Source organism: Cellulomonas fimi (assembly GCF_028583725.1).
Classification (GTDB): domain Bacteria; phylum Actinomycetota; class Actinomycetes; order Actinomycetales; family Cellulomonadaceae; genus Cellulomonas; species Cellulomonas fimi_B.
Genome location: NZ_CP110680.1, coordinates 1,205,632 through 1,231,760 on the forward strand (window position 1 = coordinate 1,205,632; position 26,129 = coordinate 1,231,760).

The 26,129-nt window shown below is 75.4% G+C and carries 25 protein-coding genes; 16 read left to right on the top strand and 9 right to left on the bottom strand.

Features of this window, described 5'->3' with window-relative positions:
• Positions 1-136: 136 nt before the first annotated feature.
• Both glmS and OOT42_RS05580 read left to right on the top strand, forming a co-directional pair.
• Positions 137-1,993: a glutamine--fructose-6-phosphate transaminase (isomerizing) gene (gene glmS, locus OOT42_RS05575; protein ID WP_273653912.1), complete on the top strand. Its 1,857-nt coding sequence runs from the start codon at positions 137-139 to the stop codon at positions 1,991-1,993.
• A 31-nt stretch (positions 1,994-2,024) separates the two neighbouring features.
• Complete coding sequence (locus tag OOT42_RS05580; RefSeq protein ID WP_273653913.1) at positions 2,025-2,378, top strand: holo-ACP synthase; 354 nt, start codon at positions 2,025-2,027, stop codon at positions 2,376-2,378.
• A 3-nt stretch (positions 2,379-2,381) separates the two neighbouring features.
• Here the strand turns inward: OOT42_RS05580 and OOT42_RS05585 are convergent, their stop codons facing one another.
• Both OOT42_RS05585 and OOT42_RS05590 read right to left on the bottom strand, forming a co-directional pair.
• Positions 2,382-3,887, bottom strand: coding sequence for a hypothetical protein (locus tag OOT42_RS05585; protein ID WP_273653914.1), 1,506 nt, complete (start codon positions 3,885-3,887; stop codon positions 2,382-2,384).
• Positions 3,888-3,954: 67 nt separating this feature from the next.
• Positions 3,955-4,941 carry an LLM class F420-dependent oxidoreductase gene (locus tag OOT42_RS05590; protein WP_273653915.1) on the bottom strand — a complete coding sequence of 329 codons (987 nt, stop codon included), beginning with the start codon at positions 4,939-4,941 and terminating at the stop codon, positions 3,955-3,957.
• Between the two features lie 30 nt (positions 4,942-4,971).
• Between OOT42_RS05590 and OOT42_RS05595 the strand changes: the two genes are divergently transcribed.
• The 7 genes from OOT42_RS05595 (at position 4,972) to OOT42_RS05625 (ending at position 11,197) form a co-directional block, all read left to right on the top strand.
• The gene (locus tag OOT42_RS05595; protein WP_273653916.1) at positions 4,972-6,516 is read left to right on the top strand and encodes an NAD(P)H-hydrate epimerase; all 1,545 of its coding nucleotides are present in this window, start codon (positions 4,972-4,974) and stop codon (positions 6,514-6,516) included.
• Positions 6,513-7,148, top strand: coding sequence for a nucleoside/nucleotide kinase family protein (locus tag OOT42_RS05600; protein ID WP_273653917.1), 636 nt, complete (start codon positions 6,513-6,515; stop codon positions 7,146-7,148). The genes OOT42_RS05595 and OOT42_RS05600 overlap by 4 nt, the downstream gene beginning before the upstream one ends.
• A gap of 196 nt (positions 7,149-7,344) precedes the next feature.
• Positions 7,345-8,616, top strand: a complete 1,272-nt coding sequence (alr, locus tag OOT42_RS05605) for an alanine racemase (protein ID WP_423775965.1) — start codon at positions 7,345-7,347, stop codon at positions 8,614-8,616.
• On the top strand, positions 8,613-9,164 hold the full coding sequence (tsaE, locus tag OOT42_RS05610) for a tRNA (adenosine(37)-N6)-threonylcarbamoyltransferase complex ATPase subunit type 1 TsaE (RefSeq protein ID WP_273653918.1): 552 nt from the start codon (positions 8,613-8,615) through the stop codon (positions 9,162-9,164). The genes alr and tsaE overlap by 4 nt, the downstream gene beginning before the upstream one ends.
• A 4-nt stretch (positions 9,165-9,168) precedes the next feature.
• A complete protein-coding gene (gene tsaB / locus OOT42_RS05615) occupies positions 9,169-9,858 on the top strand; it encodes a tRNA (adenosine(37)-N6)-threonylcarbamoyltransferase complex dimerization subunit type 1 TsaB (RefSeq protein ID WP_273653919.1) in 690 nt (229 codons plus the stop codon).
• Entirely contained in the window at positions 9,855-10,340 is a 486-nt protein-coding gene (rimI, locus tag OOT42_RS05620) for a ribosomal protein S18-alanine N-acetyltransferase (RefSeq protein ID WP_273653920.1), read from the top strand. The genes tsaB and rimI overlap by 4 nt, the downstream gene beginning before the upstream one ends.
• On the top strand, positions 10,337-11,197 hold the full coding sequence (locus OOT42_RS05625) for a sulfurtransferase (protein ID WP_273653921.1): 861 nt from the start codon (positions 10,337-10,339) through the stop codon (positions 11,195-11,197). The genes rimI and OOT42_RS05625 overlap by 4 nt, the downstream gene beginning before the upstream one ends.
• A gap of 76 nt (positions 11,198-11,273) precedes the next feature.
• Here the strand turns inward: OOT42_RS05625 and OOT42_RS05630 are convergent, their stop codons facing one another.
• Positions 11,274-11,915 (bottom strand): malonic semialdehyde reductase, encoded by a 642-nt coding sequence (locus tag OOT42_RS05630; protein WP_273653922.1) that lies wholly within the window; start codon positions 11,913-11,915, stop codon positions 11,274-11,276.
• Between the two features lie 87 nt (positions 11,916-12,002).
• Here OOT42_RS05630 and tsaD point away from each other — a divergent pair, with 87 nt between their 5' ends.
• Positions 12,003-13,055, top strand: a complete 1,053-nt coding sequence (tsaD, locus tag OOT42_RS05635; RefSeq protein ID WP_273653923.1) for a tRNA (adenosine(37)-N6)-threonylcarbamoyltransferase complex transferase subunit TsaD — start codon at positions 12,003-12,005, stop codon at positions 13,053-13,055.
• 10 nt (positions 13,056-13,065) lie between these two features.
• Here the strand turns inward: tsaD and OOT42_RS05640 are convergent, their stop codons facing one another.
• Together OOT42_RS05640 and OOT42_RS05645 are read right to left on the bottom strand one after the other, a co-directional pair.
• Positions 13,066-13,569 (bottom strand): hypothetical protein, encoded by a 504-nt coding sequence (locus OOT42_RS05640; RefSeq protein WP_273653924.1) that lies wholly within the window; start codon positions 13,567-13,569, stop codon positions 13,066-13,068.
• Positions 13,566-13,955, bottom strand: coding sequence for a PadR family transcriptional regulator (locus OOT42_RS05645; RefSeq protein WP_273653925.1), 390 nt, complete (start codon positions 13,953-13,955; stop codon positions 13,566-13,568). Before OOT42_RS05645 ends, OOT42_RS05640 begins: the two co-directional genes overlap by 4 nt.
• Before the next feature lie 128 nt (positions 13,956-14,083).
• On the opposite strand from OOT42_RS05645, the gene OOT42_RS05650 reads away from it, so the two are divergent.
• Positions 14,084-16,732, top strand: coding sequence for a PKD domain-containing protein (locus tag OOT42_RS05650; RefSeq protein WP_273653926.1), 2,649 nt, complete (start codon positions 14,084-14,086; stop codon positions 16,730-16,732).
• A 123-nt stretch (positions 16,733-16,855) separates the two neighbouring features.
• Here the strand turns inward: OOT42_RS05650 and OOT42_RS05655 are convergent, their stop codons facing one another.
• Complete coding sequence (locus OOT42_RS05655; protein ID WP_273653927.1) at positions 16,856-18,004, bottom strand: glutamate--cysteine ligase; 1,149 nt, start codon at positions 18,002-18,004, stop codon at positions 16,856-16,858.
• Complete coding sequence (locus OOT42_RS05660; RefSeq protein WP_273653928.1) at positions 18,004-19,191, bottom strand: class I SAM-dependent methyltransferase; 1,188 nt, start codon at positions 19,189-19,191, stop codon at positions 18,004-18,006. The genes OOT42_RS05655 and OOT42_RS05660 overlap by 1 nt, the downstream gene beginning before the upstream one ends.
• A 279-nt stretch (positions 19,192-19,470) precedes the next feature.
• Here OOT42_RS05660 and groES point away from each other — a divergent pair, with 279 nt between their 5' ends.
• Positions 19,471-19,767, top strand: a complete 297-nt coding sequence (gene groES, locus OOT42_RS05665; RefSeq protein WP_124343398.1) for a co-chaperone GroES — start codon at positions 19,471-19,473, stop codon at positions 19,765-19,767.
• Positions 19,768-19,862: 95 nt separating this feature from the next.
• On the opposite strand, the gene OOT42_RS05670 is transcribed toward groES, so the two are convergent.
• Positions 19,863-20,159 carry a WhiB family transcriptional regulator gene (locus OOT42_RS05670; RefSeq protein ID WP_124343837.1) on the bottom strand — a complete coding sequence of 99 codons (297 nt, stop codon included), beginning with the start codon at positions 20,157-20,159 and terminating at the stop codon, positions 19,863-19,865.
• Positions 20,160-20,420: 261 nt separating this feature from the next.
• Here OOT42_RS05670 and OOT42_RS05675 point away from each other — a divergent pair, with 261 nt between their 5' ends.
• The 3 genes from OOT42_RS05675 to guaB all read left to right on the top strand — a co-directional run bounded on the left by OOT42_RS05675 (position 20,421) and on the right by guaB (position 23,991).
• Entirely contained in the window at positions 20,421-21,368 is a 948-nt protein-coding gene (locus tag OOT42_RS05675; RefSeq protein WP_273653929.1) for a MerR family transcriptional regulator, read from the top strand.
• Positions 21,369-21,674: 306 nt separating this feature from the next.
• Entirely contained in the window at positions 21,675-22,373 is a 699-nt protein-coding gene (locus OOT42_RS05680; RefSeq protein WP_273653930.1) for a response regulator transcription factor, read from the top strand.
• A gap of 100 nt (positions 22,374-22,473) precedes the next feature.
• Positions 22,474-23,991 carry an IMP dehydrogenase gene (guaB, locus tag OOT42_RS05685; protein ID WP_273653931.1) on the top strand — a complete coding sequence of 506 codons (1,518 nt, stop codon included), beginning with the start codon at positions 22,474-22,476 and terminating at the stop codon, positions 23,989-23,991.
• Between the two features lie 24 nt (positions 23,992-24,015).
• Here guaB and OOT42_RS05690 read toward each other — a convergent pair whose 3' ends face one another.
• Positions 24,016-24,735: an exonuclease domain-containing protein gene (locus OOT42_RS05690; RefSeq protein ID WP_273653932.1), complete on the bottom strand. Its 720-nt coding sequence runs from the start codon at positions 24,733-24,735 to the stop codon at positions 24,016-24,018.
• A 183-nt stretch (positions 24,736-24,918) separates the two neighbouring features.
• Between OOT42_RS05690 and OOT42_RS05695 the strand changes: the two genes are divergently transcribed.
• Entirely contained in the window at positions 24,919-26,043 is a 1,125-nt protein-coding gene (locus OOT42_RS05695) for a GuaB3 family IMP dehydrogenase-related protein (RefSeq protein WP_273653933.1), read from the top strand.
• The last annotated feature ends 86 nt before the right edge of the window (positions 26,044-26,129 follow it).

The window sequence follows — 26,129 nt, forward strand, 5'->3', positions numbered from 1 at the left end:
CGGTGACACGCGCCGCACGAGCGGCGACGCGCAGGCGCTCGTGGACGGTCACGCGTCCGCCGGGGCGTCGTGCGCACACCGTGACGGTCCCCACGCGCCCCCGGGAGCCCGTCGCGCGGCGGATAGACTCGCGGCCATGTGTGGAATCGTGGGCTACGTCGGGTCTCAGACAGCGAGCGACCGTCCCCTGGAGGTCGTGCTCGAAGGTCTGCGGCGCCTGGAGTACCGCGGGTACGACTCGGCCGGGGTGGCGCTCGTCAGCCCCGAGGGTGAGCTGGAGACCGCGAAGAAGGCCGGCAAGCTCGCCAACCTCGTCGAGGAGCTCGACGCCCACCCGCTCGACGCGGCGACCGCGGCGATCGGCCACACGCGCTGGGCGACGCACGGCGGCCCGACCGACGTCAACGCGCACCCGCACGTCTCGGGCGGCCTCGCACTGATCCACAACGGGATCGTCGAGAACTTCGCGACGCTCAAGGCCGAGCTCCTCGCGCAGGGCGTCGAGTTCACGTCCGAGACCGACACCGAGGTCGCCGCGCACCTCGTCTCGCGCGCCTACGACCGCACGGGCGACCTCACGCAGGCCGTCACCGAGGTCGCGCGCACGCTGCACGGCACGTTCACGCTGCTCGCGGTGCACGCCGACGCCCCCGACGTCGTCGTCGGTGCCCGGCACGACTCGCCGCTCGTCGTCGGCCTCGGCGAGGGGGAGAACTTCCTCGGCTCCGACGTCGCCGCGTTCATCGCGCACACCCGCGAGGCGCTCGAGCTCGGCCAGGACCAGGTCGTGACGATCACGCCGACCGAGGTCACCGTCACCGGGTTCGACGGCAAGCCCGCCGACGCGCGCCGCTACACCGTCGACTGGGACGCCGCCGCGGCCGAGAAGGGCGGCTTCCGCTCCTTCATGGACAAGGAGATCCACGACCAGCCGCACGCCGTCGCGGACACGCTGCTGGGCCGCACCGACGCGCACGGCCGCCTGGTGCTCGACGAGATCCGCATCGACGAGTCGGTGCTGCGGTCCGTCGACAAGATCGTCGTCATCGCGTGCGGCACCGCCGCCTACGCCGGGCACGTCGCGAAGTACGCCATCGAGCACTGGTGCCGCATCCCCGTCGAGGTCGAGCTGGCGCACGAGTTCCGGTACCGCGACCCCGTCGTCAACGAGCAGACCCTCGTCGTCGCGGTGTCGCAGTCGGGCGAGACGATGGACACCCTCATGGCCGTCCGGCACGCGCGCGAGCAGGGCGCCAAGGTGCTGGCCATCGTCAACACGCACGGCTCGACGATCCCGCGCGAGTCCGACGCCGTGCTCTACACGCACGCCGGCCCGGAGATCGCGGTCGCGTCGACCAAGGCGTTCCTCGCGCAGATCACGGCCGCGTACCTGCTGGGCCTCTACCTGGCGCAGCTGCGCGGCAACAAGTTCGCCGACGAGGTCGCGTCGATCCTCGCGGAGCTGCGCGCCATGCCGGACAAGATCCAGCAGGTCATCGACCGCTCGGGCCGCGTCCGCGAGATCGCCCGCTGGATGGCCGACACGCAGTCGGTGCTGTTCCTCGGCCGGCACGTCGGTTTCCCCGTCGCGATGGAGGGCGCGCTCAAGCTCAAGGAGCTCGCCTACATCCACGCCGAGGGCTTCGCCGCCGGCGAGCTCAAGCACGGCCCGATCGCGCTCATCGAGCCCGGCCAGCCCGTGTTCGTCGTCGTCCCGTCGCCGCGCGGGCGCGACTCGCTGCACTCGAAGGTCGTCTCGAACATCCAGGAGATCCGCGCGCGCGGCGCCCGCACGCTCGTGATCGCCGAGGACGGCGACGAGGCCGTGCGCCCCTACGCCGACGAGGTGTTCTACGTGCCGCAGGCGCCCACGCTCCTCGCGCCGCTGCTCGCCGTCGTGCCGCTCCAGGTGTTCGCGTGCGAGCTCGCGACCGCGAAGGGCCTCGACGTCGACCAGCCGCGCAACCTCGCCAAGTCCGTCACCGTCGAGTGACCCGGCGGATCCTCGACCGCGGGGAGCGCGCGTGATCGTCGGCGTCGGCATCGACGTCGTCGACATCGCGCGGTTCGTCGACACCCTGCACCGCGTCCCCGCGCTGCGCGCGAAGCTGTTCACGCCCGCCGAGCGGGAGATGCCCGAGACGTCGCTCGCCGCACGGTTCGCCGTCAAGGAGGCGCTCGCGAAGGCCCTCGGCGCCCCGCCCGGGCTGCACTGGCACGACGCGCAGGTGCCGCGCACGGCCGGCGCGCAGCCGGTGCTCGAGGTCACCGGGACCGTCGCGGCCCGGGCCGCAGAGCTCGGCGTCGCCCGGTTCCACCTGTCGATCTCGCACGACGCGGGCATCGCGTCCGCGGTCGTGGTCGCCGAGCGCGACTGACGCTCAGAGGTAGAAGCCGGTCGGCGACGCCGGTGGCACGGACGTCGCCGCCGGGCCGCGCAGCGCGACGGACAGGCCGCCGAGGGCCAGCGGACCGGTGAGCCAGAGCATCCCCGTGGCGGGGCAGCGCCGGACGTCCCCGTCGGGCACGGGCGCGCCGATCGGCGTGGCGAGCAGGTGGTGGGCGGCGTACGACGCCGCGAGCGGTCCCCGGAGCCACGTGTCCGACCAGCAGCGGCACGCCGCACCGGCGGCCTCCTGCTGCGCGGCGAGCGACCGGGCGCGTCGCCGCGCGCGGCCGGCCGTCACGTGGCGGGTCACGACGCGCGCGGCGAGCACCGCGAGCGTCACGACGAGCGCCGTCGTCCCGAGCGGCACGAAGAACGCGACGTCGGAGGAGTAGTACCCGGCGGTCCCGGCGTCGCCCCCGACGGCCGCGGCGATGCCCGCCCCGGCGCCCATGCCGACGGCCCAGCCGACGATCGCGGCGAGGATGCCCACCACGACGTACAGCGTCGCGTGCGGGTGACCCTGCGAGGGGCCGTCGCGGTCCGCGTCGTAGGTCCAGCCGCGCATGCCGCGCCAGAGCCGGGACTCGGCACGGCTCAGCCCGGGCAGCGGCATCAACCGGACCCACAGCGCGACCGCACCCCAGAACGGCAGCGCGTGCGGACGGCCCGTGGTGACCCACGTCGCCGCGGTGACGGCGACCAGGCCGAGCACCGCGGCCACCGTCACCAGGACGTGGTGGCGGGTGCTGCGCGGGTTCAAGGAGCGCAGGCGTGCCCGGAGCTCGGTCGACTCGCCCGTGAGCATCGCGGCGGCACGCAGCAGCAGGCGGGCGCCCGCCGTGTCGCCCCGTGCGACGAGGCCGTCGGCGACCGTGAGCGCCATCCGTCCGGGCGCGACGGGGTCGACGGCGACCGTCGCTCCCGCCCACGCGCCGACGACCTGCCCGAGCGCGTCGTGGTCCTCGCGTGGGCGGTGCGTGATCTCCGCGACCGCCGCGCGCGCGACGGTCGCGGTCGAGGCACGGCCGCTCGCGCACACCTCGACCCAGGCGCGGTCGGCGGCGGCGACGTCGCCCCGGGCGTCCGCTGCCGCGGCGACGAGACGCGCCGAGGCGACCGCGGGTCCGTACCGGCTGGTCGTGGTGAGCAGCCAGCGCCAGGCGTCGTCGGCACCGAGCGCGGCGTGGACGGCGGCGAGCACCAGGTGACCGCCGTCCACCGCGTCGCCGTCGGGCGGTGCGACCCCGGCCACGTCGAGGACGCCGCGCGCCTCGTCGGGTCGCCCCAGCACCAGCAGGTCGGCCGCGTGCGCGACGGCGTCCCACCGTGCCTCGTCGGCAGGCACGGCCCCGGGCGGGGTGGCCTCGTGCAGGGCGACAGCGAGCGCCGGCTCGTCGGCCTGTCGCGCGGCCACGGTCCACGCGGCGACGGCGTCGGGCGAGCCTCCGGCCGACGGCGGTGCAGCGGTCGGCCAGCGGGCGGTGCTCGGTGAGGTCACGTCCGGGACATCGGCCGGCGCGCCGCCGGTCTTGACCGCGGCGCGCCGGTGACCGGCGTGGCGCGGCTCAGCGGAGGGCGGGGACGACCTCGCGCTCGAAGAGCTCGATGCCCGAGCGGTCGTAGGCGGCCTCGGCGAAGTACGTGATCGCGTAGGTCATGCCCAGCGTCTCGAGGTGCTTCAGCTTCTCGACGAGCTGCTCCGGGGTGCCGACGAGCACGCCCTTGCGGAACTCCTCGGCGACCTCGGGGGCCTTGTTCGGCACGGTCAGCGACAGGTGCTCCTCGACCCAGGCCATGCGGTCGTCGACGTCGGCCTCGGTCTCGCCGATGACGACGTTGAAGTTCGACGAGCGCGTGATCTCCTCGAACGGGCGGCCGATCGCCTCGCAGTGGCCGCGCAGCACCTCGGACTTGTGCGTGAACACCTCGGGGTGGCCGTCGAAGTTGGTGAACTGCGCGTGCTCGGCCGCGATGCGCAGCGTCTTCTGCTCGCCGCCGCCCGCGATCCACAGCGGCGGGCCGTCGACCTGGAGGGGCAGCGGTGCGAGCTGCGCACCGTCGACCTGGTAGTGCTTCCCGTCGAAGGTGGCGACGCCGTTCGTCCACAGCTGCTTGAAGATCTGCACGCCCTCGTCGAGCATCGCGAGCCGCTCGCCCGCGCGCGGGAAGCCGTAGCCGTAGGCGCGCCACTCGTGCTCGTACCAGCCGGCGCCGATGCCCATCTGGACGCGCCCGCCGGAGATGACGTCCGCGGTGGCAGCCACCTTCGCGAGGTACGCGGGGTTGCGGTACGCCATGCACGTGCACATCTGGCCGAGCTTCACGCGCGACGTCGTCGCCGCGTACGCGTTGATGAGGCTCCACGCCTCGTGCGTCGCCTCGCCGTTGGGCTCGGGCACCGCGTGGAAGTGGTCGTAGACCCAGATCGAGTCGAACGCGTCGCCCTGGTCGGCGTGCTGGGCGAGGCCGTTCATGACGGACCAGTGGTCACGGGGCTCGATGCCGGTGAGGTCCTGCCGCCAGCCCTGGGGGATGAAGAGTCCGAAGCGCATGCTCGGCACGTTACCTGCGGGCGCGCCAGGATGAGACTCGTGCTGCTGTCGTGGAACGCCGCCTCCGTCCGTGCGGCCGAGGAGCCGCTGCTCGCCGCGGGCGTCCCGCTGATGGAGCGGGCGGCGTTCGCGCTGCACGTCGCGGTCGTGCGCGAGGTCGTGCGGCGTCGCGCGCGCTTCGGCGGGGCTCGGGTCGTCGTCCTCGCGGGAGCCGGGAACAACGGGGGAGACGCGCTGCACGCGGGTGCGCTGCTCGCGCGGCGCGGTGCGCGCGTGCTGGTGCTCGCGACGGCGGACCGGCTGCACGACGGCGGTCTGGCGGCGCTGCGTGCCGCGGGCGGCACGGTCCGGACCCTGGCGGACGACGCGTCCCCCGCGCGCGGTCCCTGGCCGACGGTGGCGGTCGCGGACGCGGTCGACGAGGTCGTCGCGGCGGACGCCGTGCTCGACGGCGTGCTCGGGATCGGTGCGCGCGGCGGCCTGCGCGGACCGGTCGCCGCGCTGGCCGAGGAGGTCCGTGCCGCGACCGCCCACACGGACGGCCCGGTCGTCGTCGCGGTCGACCTGCCGTCGGGCATCGGCGTCGACGACGGCGCGCGCCCCGGACCGGTGCTCGACGCGGACCTCACGGTGACGTTCGGCGGCGCGAAGCCCGGGCTGCTGCTGCCGCCCGGCGCGGCGGCGGTCGGGCGGGTCGAGGTCGTCGACCTCGGGCTCGACCTGCCGGACCGTCCCGACGTCGTGTCGCTCGGCCCGGACGACGCCGCCGCGCTGTGGCCCGTGCCGGCGCGCGACGCGCACAAGTACTCGCGCGGCGTCGTCGGGGTGGTGGCGGGCACCCGCACCTACCCGGGTGCCGCGGTGCTCACCGCGTCGGGCGCGGCGCTCGCGGGCGTCGGCATGGTCCGCTACGTCGGCGACGCCGGTGACGCGGTCCTCGCCGCCCGGCCCGAGGTCGTCGTCGGCCCGGGTCGCGTGCAGGCGTGGGTGCTGGGCCCGGGGGTCTCGCCCGACGACGCGGCCCAGCGGCGGCGCGTCCAGCGGGCGCTCGAGGGTGTCCTGCACCGCGGGGAGGCGGCGGTCGTCGACGCCGGCGCGCTGGACCTGCTGCCTGAGCGCGTGGGCGCGCACGTCGTCCTGACGCCGCACGCCGGGGAGGCGGCCCGGCTGCTCGCGCAGCGCGGCGTCGACGTCGAGCGGGCCGACGTCGAGGCGGAGCCGCTGCGGTGGGCGCGCGAGACGCACGACCGCACCGGTGCGACGGTGCTGCTCAAGGGCGCGACGACCGTCGTCGTCGGGTCGCACGGCGTCGTCTACGCGCAGTCCGACGCGCCCCCGTGGCTCGCGACCGCCGGTGCGGGCGACGTGCTCGCCGGGCTCCTCGGGGCGCTGCTCGCGGGCCGTGTCGAGGACGTGCACGGCGACCCGACGCTCGCCCCCGCGCTCGCGGCGACGGCCGCGCTCGTGCACGGACGCGCCGCCGAGCGGGCCAGCTCCGGCGGGCCGGTCACCGCGCTCGCGGTCGCGCACGCCCTGCCCGGGACCGTCGCCGACCTGCTCGGGCGGGCCGCGTGACGGCCTCCGCCACGACGCTCGACCGCGACCTCGCGGCGCGCGTCGACCGGCTGCTCGCGACCGGCCGCCGCACGCTGCTCGGCATCGCGGGCGCACCCGGCGCGGGGAAGTCGACGCTCGCCGCGCAGGTCGCCGCCGCGTACCCCGACGTCGCGGTCGTCGTACCCATGGACGGCTTCCACCTGGCGCAGACGGAGCTCGAGCGGCTCGGCCTCGCCGACCGCAAGGGCGCGCCCGACACGTTCGACGCGGCCGGTTTCGTCGCGCTGCTGCGGCGCCTGCGCGACCCGCACCCCGACGAGGTCGTGTACGCGCCCGAGTACCGCCGCGACCTGCGCAACGGGGTCGCCGGCGCGATCCGCGTGCCGTCCGACGTGCCGCTGGTCGTCACGGAGGGGAACTACTTGCTGCTCGACGCGCACGGGTTCGCGCCCGTGGCCGGGCTGCTCGACGAGGCGTGGTTCGTCGCCCCCGACGACGACCTGCGGCTCGCGCGGCTCGTCGCCCGGCACGAGGCGTTCGGCAAGCCCGCCGACGCGGCGCGCGCGTGGGCGCACGGACCCGACGAGCGCAACGCCCGTCTGGTCGCGGCGACCGCGCCGCGCGCGGACGTGCTGGTCCGCCCGTCGTGAACGGCCGCGGCGCCCCGTCCCCTGCACCGCGGCCCCCGACCCGGTGCCGCAGACCGCCGACCCGGGTCTGGTGACCGCTCGCGGGCCGGTTCCGGTCACCGGCCCCGGGTCGGCTGCGCGGAGCCGAGCCGAGGCGGGGTGCGGCGTCGGTCGGAGCGGACGGGCGGACGCGGGCGCGGGTGCGACACTGGGCGCCGTGAGCCAGTTCCCCGCGCGTGCCGTCGTCGACCTCGCCGCGATCCGCGGCAACGTCCGCAGCCTCGCGGCCCACGCGCCGACCGCGCAGGTCATGGCCGTCGTCAAGGCCGATGCCTACGGCCACGGGCTCGTGCCGTGCGCGCAGGCGGCCGTCGAGGGCGGCGCGACGTGGCTGGGGGCGGCGCAGGTCGCGGAGGCCGTCGCGCTGCGGCGCGCGGGGATCGTCGGGGCCCGCGTGCTCACCTGGCTCTACGCGCCGGGGGCACCGCTGCGGGAAGCCGTGGAGGCCGACGTGGACGTGTCCGTCGCCGCCGCGTGGGCGCTCGACGAGGTCGTCGCCGCCGCGCGCGCCGCCGGCCGGACCGCGCGGATCCACCTCAAGGTCGACACCGGGCTCGGCCGCAACGGCCTGACGCCCGCCGATCTCGACGCGCTGCTCCCGGCCGCCCTGCGCGCGCAGGCGGAGGGCGTCGTCGAGGTCGTCGGCGTGTGGTCGCACCTCGCGTTCGCCGACGAGCCCGCGCACCCGACCGTGCGTGCGCAGGCCGGGGTGTTCGCCGACGCCGTCCGGGCCGTCGAGGCCGCGGGCGCGCACGTCGAGGTCCGTCACCTCGCCAACTCCGCCGCGACGCTCACCGACCCCGCGGTGCACCACGACCTCGTGCGGCCCGGCATCGCTGTCTACGGGCTGTCGCCCGTACCGCAGCTCGGCGGGCCCGAGGACTTCGGGCTCGTGCCCGCGATGACGTTCGAGGCCGAGCTCGCGACCGTCAAGGCCGTCCCGGCGGGCCACGGCATCTCCTACGCGCACCAGTACGTGACCCCGCACGACACGGTCGTCGGCGTCGTGCCCGTCGGGTACGCCGACGGTGTGCCGCGGCACGCGTCGGGCACGCAGGACCGGTCCGGCGGGCCGCTGCGGGTCGGCGGGCGCACCCTGGGCGTCGCCGGGCGCGTGTGCATGGACCAGGTCGTCGTCGACCTCGGCCCGGACGCGCGCGACGTCGCCGGGGACCGCGTCGAGCTGTTCGGCACCGGGCGCGACGGTGGCCCGACCGCCGAGGACTGGGCGCGCGCCGCCGGCACCATCTCGTACGAGATCGTCACGCGCGTCGGCGCCCGGGTGCCGCGTGTGCACGTCGACAGCGACGCGGAGCGCACCGGCGCCGCCGGGACGCCCGCCGCGAGCGAGCGCGGCACGACCGACGCCGGGACGCCCGGCACCGTCGCGGGCGACACGCCCGCCCTCACCACGGAGGTGGCCCGATGACCGACGCCGTGACCACCGGCCCGACGGCCACGGTGCACCTGCCCGACAGCGACGCGACGCGCGCGTACGGCCGCGCGCTCGCGGAGGTGCTGCGCGCGGGCGACCTCGTCGTCCTCACCGGCGACCTCGGCGCGGGCAAGACGACGCTCACGCAGGGCATCGGCGTAGGGCTTCGCGTGCGCGGCCAGGTCGCGTCGCCGACGTTCATCATCGCGCGCGAGCACCCGCCCCTCGCGCGCGAGGACGGCACGCGCGGGCCCGGCCTCGTGCACGTCGACGCGTACCGGCTGTCGTCGCTCGACGAGGTCGACGCGCTCGACCTCGACTCGAGCCTCGACGAGGCCGTCACGGTCGTCGAGTGGGGCGAGGGGTGGGTCGAGGGTCTCGCGGCCGACCGGCTCGAGGTCACGGTCGTGCGCCCGCGCGGCGGGGTGGACCCCGCCGACGACGAGGACGCCGCCGCGGGCGAGCGGGTCGTCACGGTGCGGGCGGTCGGCGACCGCTGGGCGGGCGTCGCGCTCCCCGGCGCGGACGCGGTGGCAGGCTGACGCCGTGCCCGTCCTCGCACTCGACACCTCGGCGGCCGTCGCGGTCGCCCTCCTCGACGACTCCGGCGCGGTCCTCGCCGCCCGCAGCGACGACCAGCCGCGCCACCACGCGGAACTGCTCGCGCCCATGGTCGCCGCCGTGCTGGCGGACGCGGGCGTCGACCGCTCGGAGCTGACGTCGGTCGTCGTCGGCACCGGTCCCGCGCCGTTCACCGGGCTGCGGGTCGGGCTCGTCACGGCGCGCACGCTCGGGCTCGCGCTCGGGGTGCCGGTGCACGGCGTGCCCAGCCTCGACGGCGTCGCGGTCGCCGCGTCGCGCGTCCTCGACGCCGGCTCCACCGTGCTGGTCGCGACCGACGCGCGCCGCCGCGAGGTCTACTGGTCGCTGTACCGCGTCGACGGTGCGGGCGGCGTCGAGGTGCTGGTCGCACCCGAGGTGGGCGCCGCGGACGACGTCGCGGCGGACGAGCGTGCCGCGGGTGCCGTCGTCGTCGGGCGCGGCGCGCTGCTGTACCCGGTGCTGGGCGCGGGCGACGACCTCGAGGATCGCGGTCTGGTCGACCCCGACCCGGCGGCGCTCGCGACGCTCGCCGCGCAGCGGTCCGCACGCGGCCAGGACCTGCCCACGACGCCGCTCTACCTGCGCCGTCCCGACGTGACCCCCGCCGCGAGCCGCAAGCGCGTGCTCGGATGAGCGCGGGAGCGCCGGGCGTCGTGGTCCGTGCGCTGACGCCGCAGGACGTGCCGGCACTGGTCCGGATGGAGGACGAGCTCTTCGGTGCGGGCGCGTGGTCGGCGCAGTCGCTGCTCGAGGAGATCGTCGGGCCCGGCCGCTGGTACGTGGGGGCGCAGGACGGGTCCGGCGCGCTCGTCGGCTACGCCGGGCTGTGGTTCGACGGCGAGGACGTGCAGGTCATGACGGTCGGCACGGATCTCGCGCACCAGGGCCGGGGGATCGGGCGCCTGCTGCTGACCGCGCTGCTCGACCACGGGCGGACGCTCGGCGCCCGGTCGGCGCTCCTGGAGGTCCGTGTCGACAACGCCCCCGCGCTCCGGCTGTACGAGAGCGAGGGGTTCGAGCGACTCGGCCTGCGGCGCGGGTACTACCAGCCGGAGAATGCGGACGCATGGACCATGCGGCTCGACCTGCGCCGCGACGAGGGGGAGGCACCATGACGGAGCAGCGGACGGTACGAGCGACGACCCGCGAGGCGGTGCTCGTCGACCCGGTCGAGCTGGCGGCACGGCTCGCCGGCGACGAACCGCCCGTGCTGCTCGACGTGCGCTGGGCGCTCGGGCGTGACGACGGCCACGAGCAGTACCTCGCCGGCCACCTGCCGGGTGCCGTCTACGTCGACCTGGACACCGAGCTCGCGTCGATGCCGAGCCCGGAGGAGGGGCGCCACCCCCTGCCGGCGGTCGCGGACCTGGAGGTCGCGGCGCGGCGCTGGGGCGTGCGCGACGACCGTCCTGTCGTCGTCTACGACGACGCGGGCGGCACGTCGGCGGCGCGCGCGTGGTGGCTGCTGCGCTGGGCGGGTCTCGCGGACGTGCGGCTGCTCGACGGCGGCCTGGCCGGGTGGGCGGCGGCGGACCTGCCGCTCGAGGCGGGTCCCGTGACCGCCGAGCCGGGCGACGCGGTCCTGTCGACGGGGGGGCTCCCGACGATCGACGCCGACGAGGCTGCGACCTGGGACGGGCCGCTGCTCGACGCGCGCGCGCGTCCGCGGTTCCTCGGCGAGGTCGAGCCCGTCGACCCCCGCGCCGGGCACATCCCGGGTGCGGTGAGCGCCCCGACGGCCGAGAACCTCACGGAGGACGGCGTGTTCCTGCCCGACGACGCGCTGCGGGAGCGCTTTCGTGCGCTCGGCGTCGACGCGGGCGCACCCGTCGCCGTCTACTGCGGCTCCGGCGTCACGGCGGCGCACGAGGTCGCGGCGCTCGCGGCCGTCGGCATCGACGCGGCGCTGTACCCCGGCTCGTGGTCGCAGTGGTCGAACGACCCGGCGCGACCGGTCGCGACGGGGGAGTGAACGACGGCGCCGGCGGTCGGGGGACCGCCGGCGCCGGGACGCGTCGCGCGCGCGTCGGTCGACGCGCCGCGGGGTCTCAGACGGTGCGCGTCGTCTGCGCGTAGGTGAGCCGCGCGGCGCGCGGGTACGTCGTGCCCTCGCCGTCGCGGTGGCCGACGTTGACGACGAACAGCGACCGCCAGCCGGTGCCGGCGAGCAGGTCGGCGTCGATGGCCTCCGCGTCCATGCCGCCCATGGGGCCGGCGTCGAGGCCGGCGGCGCGCAGGCCGACGATGAAGTACCCGGCCTGGAGGAGCGCGTTGGTGCGGGCCATCTGCTCGCGCTGCTCGACCTGCGGCTCGAGCGCGTCGGCGAGCGCGGCCATGTGCGGCGCGAGGACGGGCAGGTGCGCGTGGAAGCCGGGGTCGGCGGCGAGCACGATCGAGACCGGGGCGGCGAGGACGCGCTCGCGGTTGCCCTCGTTCATGTGCGCGGCGAGGCGCTCGCGGGCCTCGCGGCTGCGGACGACGAGGAGGCGCAGCGGGATGGTGTTGAGGGCGGTGGGGCCCCACTTGACCAGGTCGTACACGGCGGCGATCTGCTCGTCGGTGACCTCGTCGGTGGTGAAGGCGCCGACGGTGCGGGCCTCGCGGAACAGGAGGTCGGCCACGTCGTCGGAGACGGCGAGGTCGGGCGTCGGGAAGTCGAGGCCGTCCAGGACGGTCGTGTCGGTGGTCATGTGTCGTTGAATCATCAACCAGTCTTCGGGATTCCGCACCGCGGCCGTGACGCTGGTCACGTGCGTCGCCCGCCTATCCTGGGGACCATGTCTGCGACCGGCGCCCCGCCCCTCGTCCTCGGGATCGAGACGTCCTGCGACGAGACCGGCGTCGCCCTCGTCCGCGGCCACGACCTGCTCGTCGACGCGGTCGCGAGCTCGGTCGACGAGCACGCGCGCTTCGGCGGGATCATCCCCGAGATCGCGTCGCGCGCCCACCTCGAGGCGATGGTCCCGACGATCGAGCGCGCGCTCGCGACCGCGGACGTGTCCCTCGGCGAGGTCGACGCGATCGCCGTCACCGCGGGTCCCGGCCTCGTCGGGCCGCTCACCGTCGGCGCGTCCGCCGCCAAGGCGCTCGCCCTCGCGCTCGACAAGCCGCTGTACGGCGTCAACCACGTCATCGGGCACGCGGTGGTCGACGAGCTCGTCGACGGCCCGTTCCCGGAGCGCGTCATGGCGCTCGTCGTGTCCGGCGGGCACTCGTCGCTGCTGCTGATCGACGACACCGTGAACGTCACCGAGCTCGGCTCGACGCTCGACGACGCGGCCGGCGAGGCGTTCGACAAGGTCGGCCGCCTGCTCGGCCTGCCGTACCCGGGCGGCCCGCACATCGACCGCCTCGCGCGCGAGGGCGACCCGCACGCGATCCGCTTCCCGCGCGGGCTCACCGCGCCCAAGGACCAGGCGAAGCACGCGACCGACTTCTCGTTCTCGGGCCTCAAGACGGCCGTGGCCCGCTGGGTCGAGGCGCGGCAGGACGCGGGGAAGGAGATCCCGCTGCCCGACGTCGCCGCGTCGTTCGCGGAGGCCGTGGCCGACGTCCTCACCGCGAAGACGATCGCCGCGTGCCGGGCGCACGGCGTCTCGACGCTCGTCGTCGGGGGCGGGTTCTCCGCGAACTCGCAGCTGCGCGACATGGCCGCGAAGCGCTGCGCCGAGGCCGGGATCGACCTGCGCATCCCGCCGATCCGCTACTGCACGGACAACGGCGCGATGATCGCGGCGCTGGGCTCGGCCGTCGTGCGTCGCGGCCTGCCGCCGTCGTCGCTCGACCTGCCGGTCGACTCGTCGATGCCGCTCACGCAGGTGCTCGTCTGACGCCGACGCCTCAGGCGGGCGACCACGCGCGCCACGCGCGCGACCCCAGCACGAACGTCACCGCGAACACGCCCGCGCCGAGCACGAGCCACTGCCAGGACACGGACGTCTCGATCCCCAGTGCGTCGGCCGTCGCCGTGTACTCGGTCGTCGCACCCAGCGTCGTCCGGGTGAGCGTGCCGCCGCCGAGGTCGAGCAGCGTGTCGAGCGTGCCGAGCGCGTACGCGAACCCGAGGTAGACCAGAGCGCCCACGGCGAGCCCGGCCCACACCCCGCCCGTCGCCCAGCGTGGCGTGCGCCGGCCGAGCTCGGCGAGGTAGCCCTCGGCGAGCACGCGCGGGTGGCCGAGGCCGGCGACGGCGGCGCGCATGCCGATCTCCTCGGCGGTCGCCGTGACCTCGCGCCGGACGTCGCGGACCAGCGCACGGTCCTGGGGGTGGTCCTGGACGGCCCAGGAGAAGCGCGTGAGGTAGGCCTCGCGGACCAGGCGGTCGCGCAGCGTGAGGGTGGTCATCGGGTCCTCCGGGAGGGGTTGTCGGTGGGCGCCGGTGCGGCGTCGGGGTCGGTCGGGAGGTCGGCGTCGAGGACGCGTGCGACGGTGCCGGCGAGGCGCTGCCACGAACGCTGTGCGCGCGCGAGCTCGGCGGTGCCGGCGTCGGTCGGCACGTAGTACTTGCGGGCCGGTCCGGACGACGACGCGACGAGCCGCGACGAGACGCGCCCCTCGCGCTCCAGCCGGTTGAGGACGGGGTAGAGCGTCCCGGCGCCGAGGTCGGTGAGACCGGCCTCCTGGAGGCGCGTGACGAGCTCGTAGCCGTACGACTCGCCGCGGCCGAGCACGGCGAGCACGAGCATCGGCAGCACGCCCTTGAGGAGCTGGGGGTCCCGGTCGTCGTCCACGTGTCGAGACTATGCCCAGTAGTAGGCAATGACAAGTACCGGGCGATGACATCACCCGGTGACCCTTTTCTGGGTGATTGACACGGTTTGCCCGTCGGGTTGCACTGGACGCGAGCCCAGGAGTCGCCATGCCCTCGCAGCCCCCCGCGCGGCACAGCCGCCGCGCCCACCCGTCGCCCGCACCCGCGCACGCCCTGCCGACGGTGCACCGCGACGTCCGACGCCGCCGCCGCGTCGCCGTCACGCTGCTCCTCGTCGCGGGACTCGTCGGCTGGGGGCTCGTCGCCGTCCCCGCTACGGCCGCGGACCCCGAGCCCTTCACGTTCGTCGTGCTGCCGGACACCCAGAACTACGTGAGCACGTCCGCCAACCAGGCCACGATGGGCGTGCAGACGCAGTGGATCGCCGACCACGCCGACGACCTCGACGTCGCGTTCGTCTCCCAGGTCGGCGACCTCGTCGGCGTCGACACCGCCGACGTGCAGTGGCAGCGCGCGTCGCAGCACATGGCGGTCCTGGACGCGGCGGGGGTGCCGAGCGCGGTGCTGCCCGGCAACCACGACATGGACCTCACGACGGGCGAGGCGCCGCTCTACCGGCAGTACTTCCCGCCGAGCCGGTACGCGAACGCGTCGTGGAACGGCACCACCGCGTCCTACGGCGGCTACCTCGGCCAGCACCTGTTCGGGCCCGACCCGGTCGACCGGCAGAACATGGACTCGTTCGCGCTGTTCACGGCGGGCGGCATGGACTTCCTGCTGCTCAGCCTCGAGATGAACGCGCCCGACTCCGCGCTCGACTGGGGCCGGCGCGTGCTCGCCGCCTACCCCGAGCGGCGCGCGATCGTCGCGACGCACTCCTACGTCGACACCGCGGGCGGGCTGACGACGCAGGTCGCGCGCGCCGACGGCGGCAACAGCGGCCGCGCGATCTGGGAGGAGCTCGTGCGCCCTTCGTGCTCGGTGTTCCTCATCGTCTCCGGCCACTTCAGCGAGGGCGACCTGGGCGAGGCCCGCCGCACCGACACCAACGCGTGCGGGCAGCCCGTGCACGCGGTGCTGACCGACTACCAGGACCGCGCCAACGGCGGCGACGGGTGGCTGCGGTACTACACGTTCGACCCCGCGGCCGACGAGATCCGCGCGACGACGTACTCGCCGACGCTCGACCGCTACGAGACGGACGCCGACAGCCGGTTCACGCTGCCCTACGCGATGACCGGCACGCCGCCCGACCCCGAGCCGGGACCGCTCGCCTCCGACGCGTTCGGGCGCACGGTCACGGGCGGCTGGGGGAGCGCCGACACGGGCGGTGCGTGGTCGGTCGGCGGCGGGAGCGCGCGGTTCGCGGTCGGCGGCGGGACGGGCCAGCAGTCGCCGCTGCCGGGCGGCACGGTGACCGCGACCCTCGGCGGGGTGTCGTCGACCGCGACCGACGTGACGACGACCCTCGCGCTCGACCGCATCCCGAGCAACGCGCTCTACGCGACGGTCTCCGGACGCGTCGTCGGCTCCGGCGACTACGGCGCGCGCGTCAAGGTGCTCGCGGGCGGCGCCGTCCAGCTGCACACCGAGCGGTCCGGCACGGTCCTGACGGGCGGCACGCTGCCCGGCGTGACGCTCACCGCGGGCGAGCGTCTGCGGGTCCGCACCCAGGTCGAGGGCACGTCGCCGACGGTCGTGCGCGTACGGGCGTGGGAGGACGGGCAGCCGGAGCCGACGACGTGGCAGTCCACCGCGACCGACGCGACCGCCGCGCTCCAGGGCGCCGGCGGCGTGCGGCTCATGACGTACGTGAGCTCCACGACGACCGGCGGTGCGCTCACGACCCGCTGGGACGACCTGCTCGTGACGCGGATCGGCGGAACGCCCCCGCCGCCGCCGCCCCCGAACCAGCCGCCGACGGCGGCGTTCACGGTCACGACGAGCGGCCTCACGGTCGCGGTCGACTCCGCGGGGTCGACGGACGCCGACGGGACGGTCGTGCAGCGCACCTGGTCGTTCGGGGACGGCGGCACGGCGACCGGCACGACGGCCTCCCGCACGTACGCCGCGGCAGGCACCTACACCGTGACGCTGACGGTCACGGACGACGACGGCGCCACCGCGACGACGACCCGCGCGGTCACCGTCACCGCCCCGCCACCCGCGACGACGCTCGCCGCCGACGTCTTCGCCCGGACCGTCTCCGGCGGCTGGGGGAGCGCCGACACCGGCGGCCCGTGGACCGTCGCCGGCGGCTCGGCGCGGTTCTCGGTCGGCGGGGGCTCGGGCGGCATGGTCGTGCCTGCGGGCGCGACCCTGACCGCGACGCTCGGCTCCGCGGCGGTCGCCTCGACCGCGGCCGACGTGCACGCGACGCTCGCGCTCGACGCCGTGCCGAACGGCCCGCTCTACGCGACGGTGTCCGGGCGGGTCGTCGGGTCCGCCGACTACGGCGCGCGCGTCAAGGTGCTCGCGGGCGGCGGCGTGCAGCTGCACACCGAGCGGTCCGGCACGGTCCTCACGGGCAACACGCTGCCGGGCGTCGTGCTCACGTCGGGCGCGCGCCTGCACGTGCGGGTCCAGGTCGAGGGCACCGCTCCGACGACGGTCCGCACGCGCGCGTGGCTGGACGGCACGACGGAGCCGGCGACGTGGCAGTACACCGCGACGGACTCCACGGCGGGCCTGCAGACCGCGGGCGGCGTGCGCCTCATGGCCTACCTCAGCTCGTCGGCGACGAACGGCCCCGCGACGGTCCGCTGGGACGACCTGACCGCGACCCGCCTGCCCTGACGCCCCGGGACGTCCGCCGATCCCCGTCCGCCCCGCCGCCGCTCTACCCGCACGACCCGCGACCCGGGTCCGGCTACCGCGCGGGCGGCCCGACCGGTCACCAGACCCGGGTCGAGCGCACGGCTACAGCGGGCGGCCCGCCCTCATCTCCGCGACGAGCGAGCGGACGACCGCGTCGAGCTCGCCCGCGTTGCGTCGCGCGACGGCCCGTTGCCGCTGGTAGGACGCGCCCCGCCGGAGGATGACGCGCACCTGGTCGAGCTCCTCGCTGCACCCGAGCCGCTCGGCGACGGGCGCGAGCTCCTCGAGCCACCGGCCGACCGCGTCGGTCACGAGCTCCTCCTCACCGGCGGCGTCGGTGATGATGATCGCGTCCATGCCGTAGCGGGCCGAGCGCCACTTGTTCTCCTGCGCGAACCAGGGCGGCAGGGCGGGCAGCGCCTCGCCGCGGTCGAGCATCGACGAGAAGTGCTCGACGAAGCAGTGCGTGAGCGCGGAGATCGCGGTCAGCTCGAGCAGGTTGGTCGCGCCGTCGGCGACGCGCATCTCGAGCGTCCCGAACCGCGGCGACGGCCGGATGTCCCAGCGCACCTCGTCGAACTGGTCGATGACGCCCGTGTGCATCATGTCGCCGACGTACTGCTCGAGCTGCTCCCACCGCTCGAACCCGAACGGCAGGCCGGCGGTCGGGAGCTGCTGGAACAGCAGCGCGCGGTTGGAGGCGTACCCGGTGTCCTTGGCACCCCAGAACGGCGACGACGCGGACAGCGACTGCAGGTGCGGGAAGACGGTGAGCATCGCGCGTGACAGCGGCAGGACCTTCGCGCGGTCCTCGATGCCGACGTGCACGTGCACGCCGTAGATGAGCATCTGCCGGCCCCACCACTGCGTGCGGTCGATGAGCGTCGCGTACCGCTGCTTGTCGGTGACCTTCTGCTGTGCCCAGTTCGCGAACGGGTGCGTGCCGCCGCCCATGAGCTCGATGCGCAGGGGCTCGGCCGCGGCGCCGACCTCGTCGAGCGCGCGGCGCAGGTCCGCGCCCGCCTCGCCGACCGTCCGGCACACGCCCGACGCGATCTCGACGGTGTTGAGCAGCAGCTCCTGCTTGATGTGCGGGTGCTCGGTGCCGTCGACGGGCCGGACGGTGTCGAAGATGGCCTGCGCGGCCTGCCGCAGGTCGCCGGAGTCGGCGTCGACGAGCGCGACCTCCCACTCGAGCCCGACGGTGGACCGCTCGGACCGGGCGAACGGCAGCGCGACGGGCGCGGCCATCAGACGCGCTCCACGACGAGCACCTGCTGGTGCCCGGCGACGCGGGTCAGCACGACGGTGGCCTCGGCGTCGCCGCGCAGGTCGAGCTGCTTGCGCAGCTGCTCGGGGACGACGGCCGTGCCGCGCTTCTTGATGGTCAGCCTGCCGACGCCCCGCTCGCGCAGGTACGTCCGCAGGCGCTTGAGGCCGAACGGCATGGTGTCGAGCACGCGGTACGCCGTGGCGACGGGTTCGTCGTGCAGCTCGTCGGACGTCACGTAGGCGATCGTGGGGTCGACGAGCGTCCCGCGCACCCGGTGGGCGACGTCGCCGACGAGCCCGGCGCGGATGACGGCGCCGTCAGGCTCGTAGAGGAACTCGCCGACGGGTCCGGCGGCCGCGTGCGCGGGGCCGTCGGGGCCCGCGCGCAGCGTGTGCGCCGCGCCGGCGGAGAGGACGAGCGCGGACCGCCCGGGCCCCTCGGGCGCGAGGGGCCCGAACCAGAGGCCGACCTCGACGACGTCGCCGTCGACGGACACCCACTGCGCCTGAGCGTCGGCGGGCAGCGCGGAGTGCGGCACCCCGGGTCCGAGCTTGAGCCCGAGCGCGGGGACCTGCTCGCGCAGCGCGAGGACGGCGTCGAGCGGCGGCGCGTACGCGCCCGGGTCGAAGACGCGGCTGCCGGACGACGTGCGGCGCGCGGGGTCGGCGTAGACGCCGTCGACGCCCTCGGCGGCGAGGTCGAGCGTGAGCCCGTCGGCGTGCCGGACCTGCGTGTCGGGGAAGTGCCGGAGGTTGACGGTCGCGATCGCGGCGGTCGCCTCGTCGACGTCCGTGGCCAGCACCGCGAGCCCGACGCCCGCGAACGCCATCGCGTCGGCGCCGATCCCGCACGTGAGGTCCGCGACCCGCGTCGTGCCCGCGTCGCGGTACCGGCGGGCGTGGTGCGCCGCGACGGTGAGCCGCGTGGCCTGCTCCAGGCCGGCGGCGGTGAACAGCATCCCGTCGGCGAAGTCGCCGAGCTTGGCGCGTGCACGCGCCCGCAGCCGCGACTGGGTGAGCGCGGCGGCGACGAGCGTCGGGTCGAGGCCCTCGGCGTGCAGGCGCGCGGACAGCGCCATCGCCCGCTGCTCGTCGTACGGCGGGAGCGCCGAGAGCAGGGCCCAGCCCTGGGGGCTGAGCAGCGCGGTGAGGCCGGCGGCGTCCATGCGGGCGATCCTTGCACGGCCCGACGGGCGGCGCGGCGGGCCCGGTGCGACGAGAGGCGCGGGGCGGCGCCGGTCGACGCCGTCGGGGCCCGCGAGCGCGGCGCCACGCGCGGAGATTGGCACTCGCCTTGACCGAGTGCTAACGCGTTCCTAGAGTGAGGAGCTGGCACTCTCCTGGTGAGTGTGCCAGCTGCGCACCTGGTCACGGCACCCGCGACGACGTGAGCCGGTGCGCTCGGACAGCTCGAATACGACTCACATGCGAAGGGGAGGTCCGCTGTGTCGGTCTCCATCAAGCCCCTCGAGGACCGGATCGTCGTCAAGACGCTCGACGCGGAGACGACGACGGCCTCGGGTCTCGTCATCCCGGACAGCGCCAAGGAGAAGCCCCAGGAGGGCGAGGTCCTGGCGGTGGGTCCGGGTCGTGTCGACGACAACGGCAACCGGATCCCGCTCGACGTGGCCGTCGGCGACAAGGTCATCTACTCGAAGTACGGCGGCACCGAGGTCAAGTACGCCGGCGAGGAGTACCTGATCCTCTCGGCCCGCGACATCCTCGCGGTCGTCGTCAAGTGATCTGACGGTGCCCGGCGCCCGTCGCTGACGGCGCCGGGCACCACGAAGGCCCCCGACCATCGGTCGGGGGCCTTCGTCGTCCTCGGGTCCGCGGGTCAGACGACCGCGCGACGTCCGCTGCGCTGCGCCAGGATCGCGGCCCGCTCGTCCTCCGACAGGCCGCCCCACACGCCGTAGGGCTCGCGCACCGCGAGCGACTGCTCACGGCACTCCTTGAGCACCGGGCACGTGGCGCAGATGGCCTTGGCGGCCTCCGCGCGGCGCCGACGCGCCGACCCACGCTCGCCCTCGGGGTGGAAGAAGAGGTCCTGGTCGGCGTCGCGGCAGGCGCCTTCGAACTGCCACTCCCACAGGTCCATCACCGGTCCGGGCAACCGCGAGATCTCCGCCATGCGTCCTCCTCAGTCATTCCGAGTCCGTGGGCCGTGGGCTCCAGCGCGCTCGGTGGCTCGGTTGTCAGGCACCCCGCACGGTGGTGCGGGTGGTGCGATGGGCTGAACGCTACAACCGCGCCAGAAGTTGTTCAAGACTGCTTCGCACGATCGTGTGATGACGCGGTTGTGGGCGGACGCCCAGGTCGGCTGACGCGGTCCGGCCTTCTCGGCGCCGCCGTCACCGCACGACGACCCGCGCCGCACTGGCACAATCGCGTCATGCCCGCCGACGAGGACGTCTCGACGCCCACGACCACGGCGCCCGACGCGGGAGCGCCCGCGCTCGCCGTCGCGGCCGTCGCGCGCCGGCTCGGTGTGGCGCCCGCGACGCTCCGCACGTGGGACCGGCGGTACGGGCTCGGTCCGTCGGAGCACTCCGCGGGCGCGCACCGCCGGTACAGCGCGACCGACGTCGAGCGGCTGCTCGTCATGCGGCGGCTCACCCTCGACGGCGTCGCGCCCGGCGAGGCGGCGCGCCTCGCGCTCGCGACCGACGTCACCGCCGAGCACGGGCACCGCGTCCGGCCCGTCGCCCCGCACCCCGACGCCAGCCCGACCGCGGTCGTGGACGCCGCGCTCGCCGACGACGCGGACCGCTGCGCCCGCCTCCTCGCGCTCGGTCCCGGGACACCGGGTGCGGTCGCCCGCTGGTGGACCGACCTCGTCGAGCCCGCGCTGACCCAGCTCGCCCGGCGGACCGTCGTCGACCGTCCTGGCGTCGACGCCGCGCTCACGGTCCGGGCGGCCGCGTCCGCCGCGCTGCGCGACGCGACGGCCGACCCGCCCGCCGCGGGCAGCCCCGTCGTGCTCGTCCTCGTGCCCCCGGGGGAGGAGCGGCCTCTCGTCGCGCACGCGCTCGCCGGTGCGCTCGTCGAGAGCGGCGTCGACGGCCGGCTCGTCGGCGGTCCCGTGACCGCGCACCACGCGTCCGAGCTCGTCGCGATGACGCGCGCGCGGGCCGTCGTCACCGTCGGGCGGCGCACCGAGCCCGACCTCGACGTCGTCGTCCGGCTCGCGCACGACCGTCGCGACCTGCCGCAGTTCGTCATGCTGCCCGACAGCGCACACCGTCACGTCCCCGTCGAGCCGCACGTGCACCGGGCCCGCACGTTCACCGGGCTGCTCCACGAGGTGCTCGCGGTCGCCGCGCCCGCCGACGGCAGCTGACCACGTCCGGCGGGTCCCACGGCCTCCCGGGCCCGTCTGGGGCGTCCTCACCCGGCCGGGCGAGGGGCCGTCGACCCGCCGGGTGTCCCCCGTACGGCCCAGTGGACATTCCCCTCCAGGAGCCCCCGCGGCGGGAGGAACCGGGGCAGGGGAGGCGCCGGAGTGCCCCGGCGGGCTAACGTCTGCGTGCGCGTCGACCGATATCCGTGGCGAATCAACCGTTCGGATGACGGACAGGTCGGCAGGGGCCGCGCCGCCCGTCGGAGCAGACGGGCGTACGAGACGGTCTGGGCAACAGGAGGAACGATGGCGGGAGTCGTGGTCTGTCACGGCTCAGCGGTGATCCGCGAGCGCCTGGTGGTGACCTCCATCGGTGTGCCCGCTCTCACTCCGGTGCGAGCGGCGGCGTCGGTGGACGAGCTGATCACGCTGGCACGCAGGGTCCCGCCGACGGTCGTCCTGCTGGACGCGCACCTGCCGGCACCGGGAGCCACCGAGGCGATCCGACGGCTGCGTGCCGTCTCGCCGTCGGCGGCGGTCGTGCTGCTGGCCAACCCCGACGACTCCGTGGCGCTCGACCGGGCGCTGCAGCTCGGTGCGCGCGGGTTCCTCGCGCCCGACGTGGGTCGCGCGGAGCTGTCGGCGGTGGCCGCGCACGTGCTCGCGAGCGCGGTGCTGCCGGTGCAGGGTCCGCGGGCGACGGTCGAGGTGCCGACGCCGATCGGCGGGTCCGGTCTGGACGGTTCGCGCCCCGCGGGCGGTGCGGTCGACGGCAACGACGGCGCTCCGGCGTCCTCCGAGCCCGGGCCGGCGCCGCTGACGAAGCGCGAGGTCGAGGTGCTGGTCGGCATGAGCAACGGACGGTCGAACGCGCAGATCGGCGCCGAGCTGTTCCTCTCCGAGGACACGGTGAAGACGCACGCGCGCCGGCTGTTCCGCAAGCTCGGCGCGAAGGACCGCGCGCAGGCGGTCGCGATCGGGCTGCGCCGGGGTCTCATCCGCTGACGGCGGTGGCCGCCGGGTCGCCGTGCGGTCGAGTGGGCCGGGCGTCCGGGGGGCGGACCGGGGGGCCGGTGCCGCCCGCCGCGCGACGTATCCTGGACGGATGACGGGCACCCCCTCGCCGGCCGACCCCTTCGCGCGGATCGGGCTCACCTACGACGACGTCCTGCTCCTCCCGGGGGAGACGGACGTGATCCCCAGCGAGGTGGACACGACCTCGCGGCTCACCCGTGAGATCTCGGTCCGCGTCCCGCTGCTGTCGGCGGCGATGGACACCGTGACCGAGTCGCGCATGGCGATCGCGATGGCGCGCCAGGGCGGCATCGGGATCCTGCACCGCAACCTCTCGATCGAGGACCAGGCGCACCAGGTCGACCGCGTGAAGCGCTCGGAGTCGGGCATGGTGACCGACCCCGTCACGGTCTCGCCCGACGCGACGCTCGCCGAGCTCGACCGCCTGTGCGGCACGTACCGCGTGTCGGGCCTGCCCGTCGTCGACGCGCAGGACCGCCTCGTCGGCATCATCACCAACCGCGACCTGCGCTTCGTGCCCGCCGCGGAGTTCGAGCACCGCCGCGTGCACGAGGTCATGACGGCGATGCCGCTCGTGACCGCGCCCGTGGGGATCGCGCGCGACGACGCCGCCGCGCTGCTCGCGAAGCACAAGATCGAGAAGCTGCCGCTCGTGGACGACGCCGGCGTGCTGCGCGGCCTCATCACCGTCAAGGACTTCGTGAAGTCCGAGCAGTACCCCGACGCGACCAAGGACGGCGAGGGCCGCCTCGTCGTCGGCGCCGCGATCGGGTTCTTCGGCGACGCGTGGGAGCGCGCGACGGCCCTCGTCGACGCGGGCGTGGACGTGCTCGTGGTCGACACCGCCAACGGGCACGCCCGGCTCATGCTCGACATGGTGCGCCGGCTCAAGTCCGACCCGTCGACGCGCGCGGTCCAGGTCATCGGCGGCAACGTCGCGACGACGGCGGGCGCGCAGGCACTCGTCGACGCGGGCGTCGACGCCGTGAAGGTCGGCGTCGGGCCGGGCTCGATCTGCACGACGCGCGTCGTCGCAGGCATCGGCGTCCCGCAGGTCACCGCGATCTACGACGCCGCGCAGGCGTGCAAGCCCGCCGGGGTCCCGGTCATCGGCGACGGCGGCCTGCAGTACTCGGGCGACATCGCGAAGGCGCTCGTCGCGGGTGCCGACACCGTGATGCTCGGCTCGCTGCTCGCGGGCTGCGACGAGTCGCCGGGCGAGCTCGTGTTCGTCAACGGCAAGCAGTTCAAGCACTACCGCGGCATGGGTTCGCTGGGCGCGATGGCGTCGCGCGGCCGCGTCTCGTACTCGAAGGACCGCTACTTCCAGGCCGACGTCACGACGGACGAGAAGATCGTCCCCGAGGGCATCGAGGGTCAGGTGCCGTACCGGGGGCCGCTCGCGGCCGTCGCGCACCAGCTGATCGGCGGCCTGCACCAGTCGATGTTCTACGTCGGCGCGCACACGATCCCCGAGCTGCAGGCCAAGGGCCAGTTCGTGCGGATCACCGCCGCGGGGCTCAAGGAGTCGCACCCGCACGACATCCAGATGACGGTCGAGGCCCCGAACTACAGCTCGCACCGCTGACGCCCCGCGACGCCCGGGGCGCTGCTACCAGAGCGTGCCGACGGGCTCGCGCGCGGGCCACGTGGGTTCCGCGCCGGGGCCGTCGAGGCCCTTCTCGGTGCGCCACGCGTTGAAGCTCTCGGCCCACGCGCGGTGCGCCGTGACCTGGTACTCGTGCAGCGTGTCGAGGTCCAGGTCCGCGAGGTGCGGGAAGCGCCCGACGATCCGCTCCAGGACGTCGAGGGTCGCGACGACGTCGACGTCGGCGTTGTGCAGGTCGCCCGACTCGACGACCTCGTAGACGCCGCACAGATCGACGAGCTTGCGCTTGCCCTCGCGCTCGCGGTCCTCCGCGCGGTCCAGCACGAGCGGGTCGATCACGGGCCGGGCGGCGCCCAGCAGGCGGTCGGGGAGCGTCGGGAGGCGGTGGCGGCGCAGCTCGGCGTCGAGCAGGCACAGGTCGAACGCGGCGTTGTAGGCGACGACGGGGACGCCGGCGCGGAACGCCTCGGCGAGCGCGGTCGCGATCTCGTCGAGCGCCCCCTTCGGGGCGACGCCGTGGGCCTTCGCGTGCTCGGTGCTGACGCCGTGGATCGACGCGGCGGCCTCGGGGATCTCGACGCCCGGGTCCAGCAGCCAGGTGCGCACGTGGGTGCCGTCGGCGTCGCGACGGACGAGGGCGGCGGTGACGATGCGGTCGCGGTCGACGTCGAGCCCCGTGGTCTCCGTGTCGAAGCCCAGCAGGGGTCCGTCGTTCCAGCCCATCGCGCGTCCTTCGTCCGTGGTGCTCGCCCGTCGGGCACCGGCCCGCCGGGCGGCGGGCCCGTCGTGCTGCCCGCTTCGCCAGGATCGCACCGACCACCGACAGCGGCGTGCACCGACACGACCGCGCCGACCGCCGCGCGGCCGCCGACGAGGAGGGGGCGGTGGCGCCGGTAGCCTGGTGCGGTGAGCAACGAGATCGAGATCGGGCGCGGCAAGCGCGGACGGCGGGCCTTCTCCTTCGACGACGTGGCGGTCGTCCCGTCGCGGCGGACGCGCGACCCCGAGGAGGTCTCGGTCGGCTGGCAGATCGACGCCTACCACTTCGACCTGCCGGTTCTCGCGGCGCCGATGGACTCGGTGATGAGCCCGTCGACCGCGGTCGCGCTGGGCCAGGCCGGTGGTCTCGGCGTGCTCGACCTCGAGGGCCTGTGGACCCGGTACGAGGACCCGGCGCCGCTGCTCGCGGAGATCGCGACGCTCGACTCGGCGCGCGCGACGGCCCGTATGCAGGAGATCTACTCGGCGCCGATCCAGCCCGAGCTCGTGAGCCAGCGGCTCAAGGAGGTCCGCGCGGCGGGCGTGACGGTCGCGGGCGCGCTGTCGCCGCAGCGCACGCAGGAGCTGTGGCGGACCGTGGTCGACGCGGGCGTCGACCTGTTCGTCATCCGCGGCACGACGGTCTCGGCCGAGCACGTGTCGGGCCGCGCGGAGCCGCTCAACCTCAAGCGCTTCATCTACGAGCTCGACGTCCCGGTGATCGTCGGCGGCGCGTCCACCTACACGGCGGCGCTGCACCTCATGCGCACGGGCGCGGCGGGCGTGCTCGTCGGGTTCGGCGGGGGAGCGGCGCACACGACGCGCGTGTCGCTCGGCATCCACGCCCCGATGGCGACGGCCGTCGCGGACGTGGCGGCGGCGCGGCGCGACTACCTCGACGAGTCGGGCGGCCGGTACGTGCACGTGATCGCTGACGGCGGCGTGGGACGCTCGGGCGACCTGGTGAAGGCCGTCGCGTGCGGTGCGGACGCGGTGATGCTCGGTGCGGCGCTCGCGCGTGCGACCGAGGCGCCGGGCCGCGGCTGGCACTGGGGCCCGGAGGCGCACCACCCGCACCTGCCGCGCGGCGAGCGCGTCGAGGTCGGCACGGCGGGCTCGCTGGAGCAGATCCTGTTCGGCCCGGGTCACACCGCGGACGGGACGCTCAACCTCGTGGGTGCGCTCAAGCGCGCGATGGCGACGACCGGGTACTCGGACCTCAAGGAGTTCCAGCGCGTGGAGGTCGTGGTCTCGCCGTACCAGCCGCACTGACGCCCGGCCCCGCTCACGAACGCCCGTCCCCGCACGTGTCCGTCCGTGTCCGGTCGGCGTCCGGAAGCGCGCCGGATCGGGTGCGC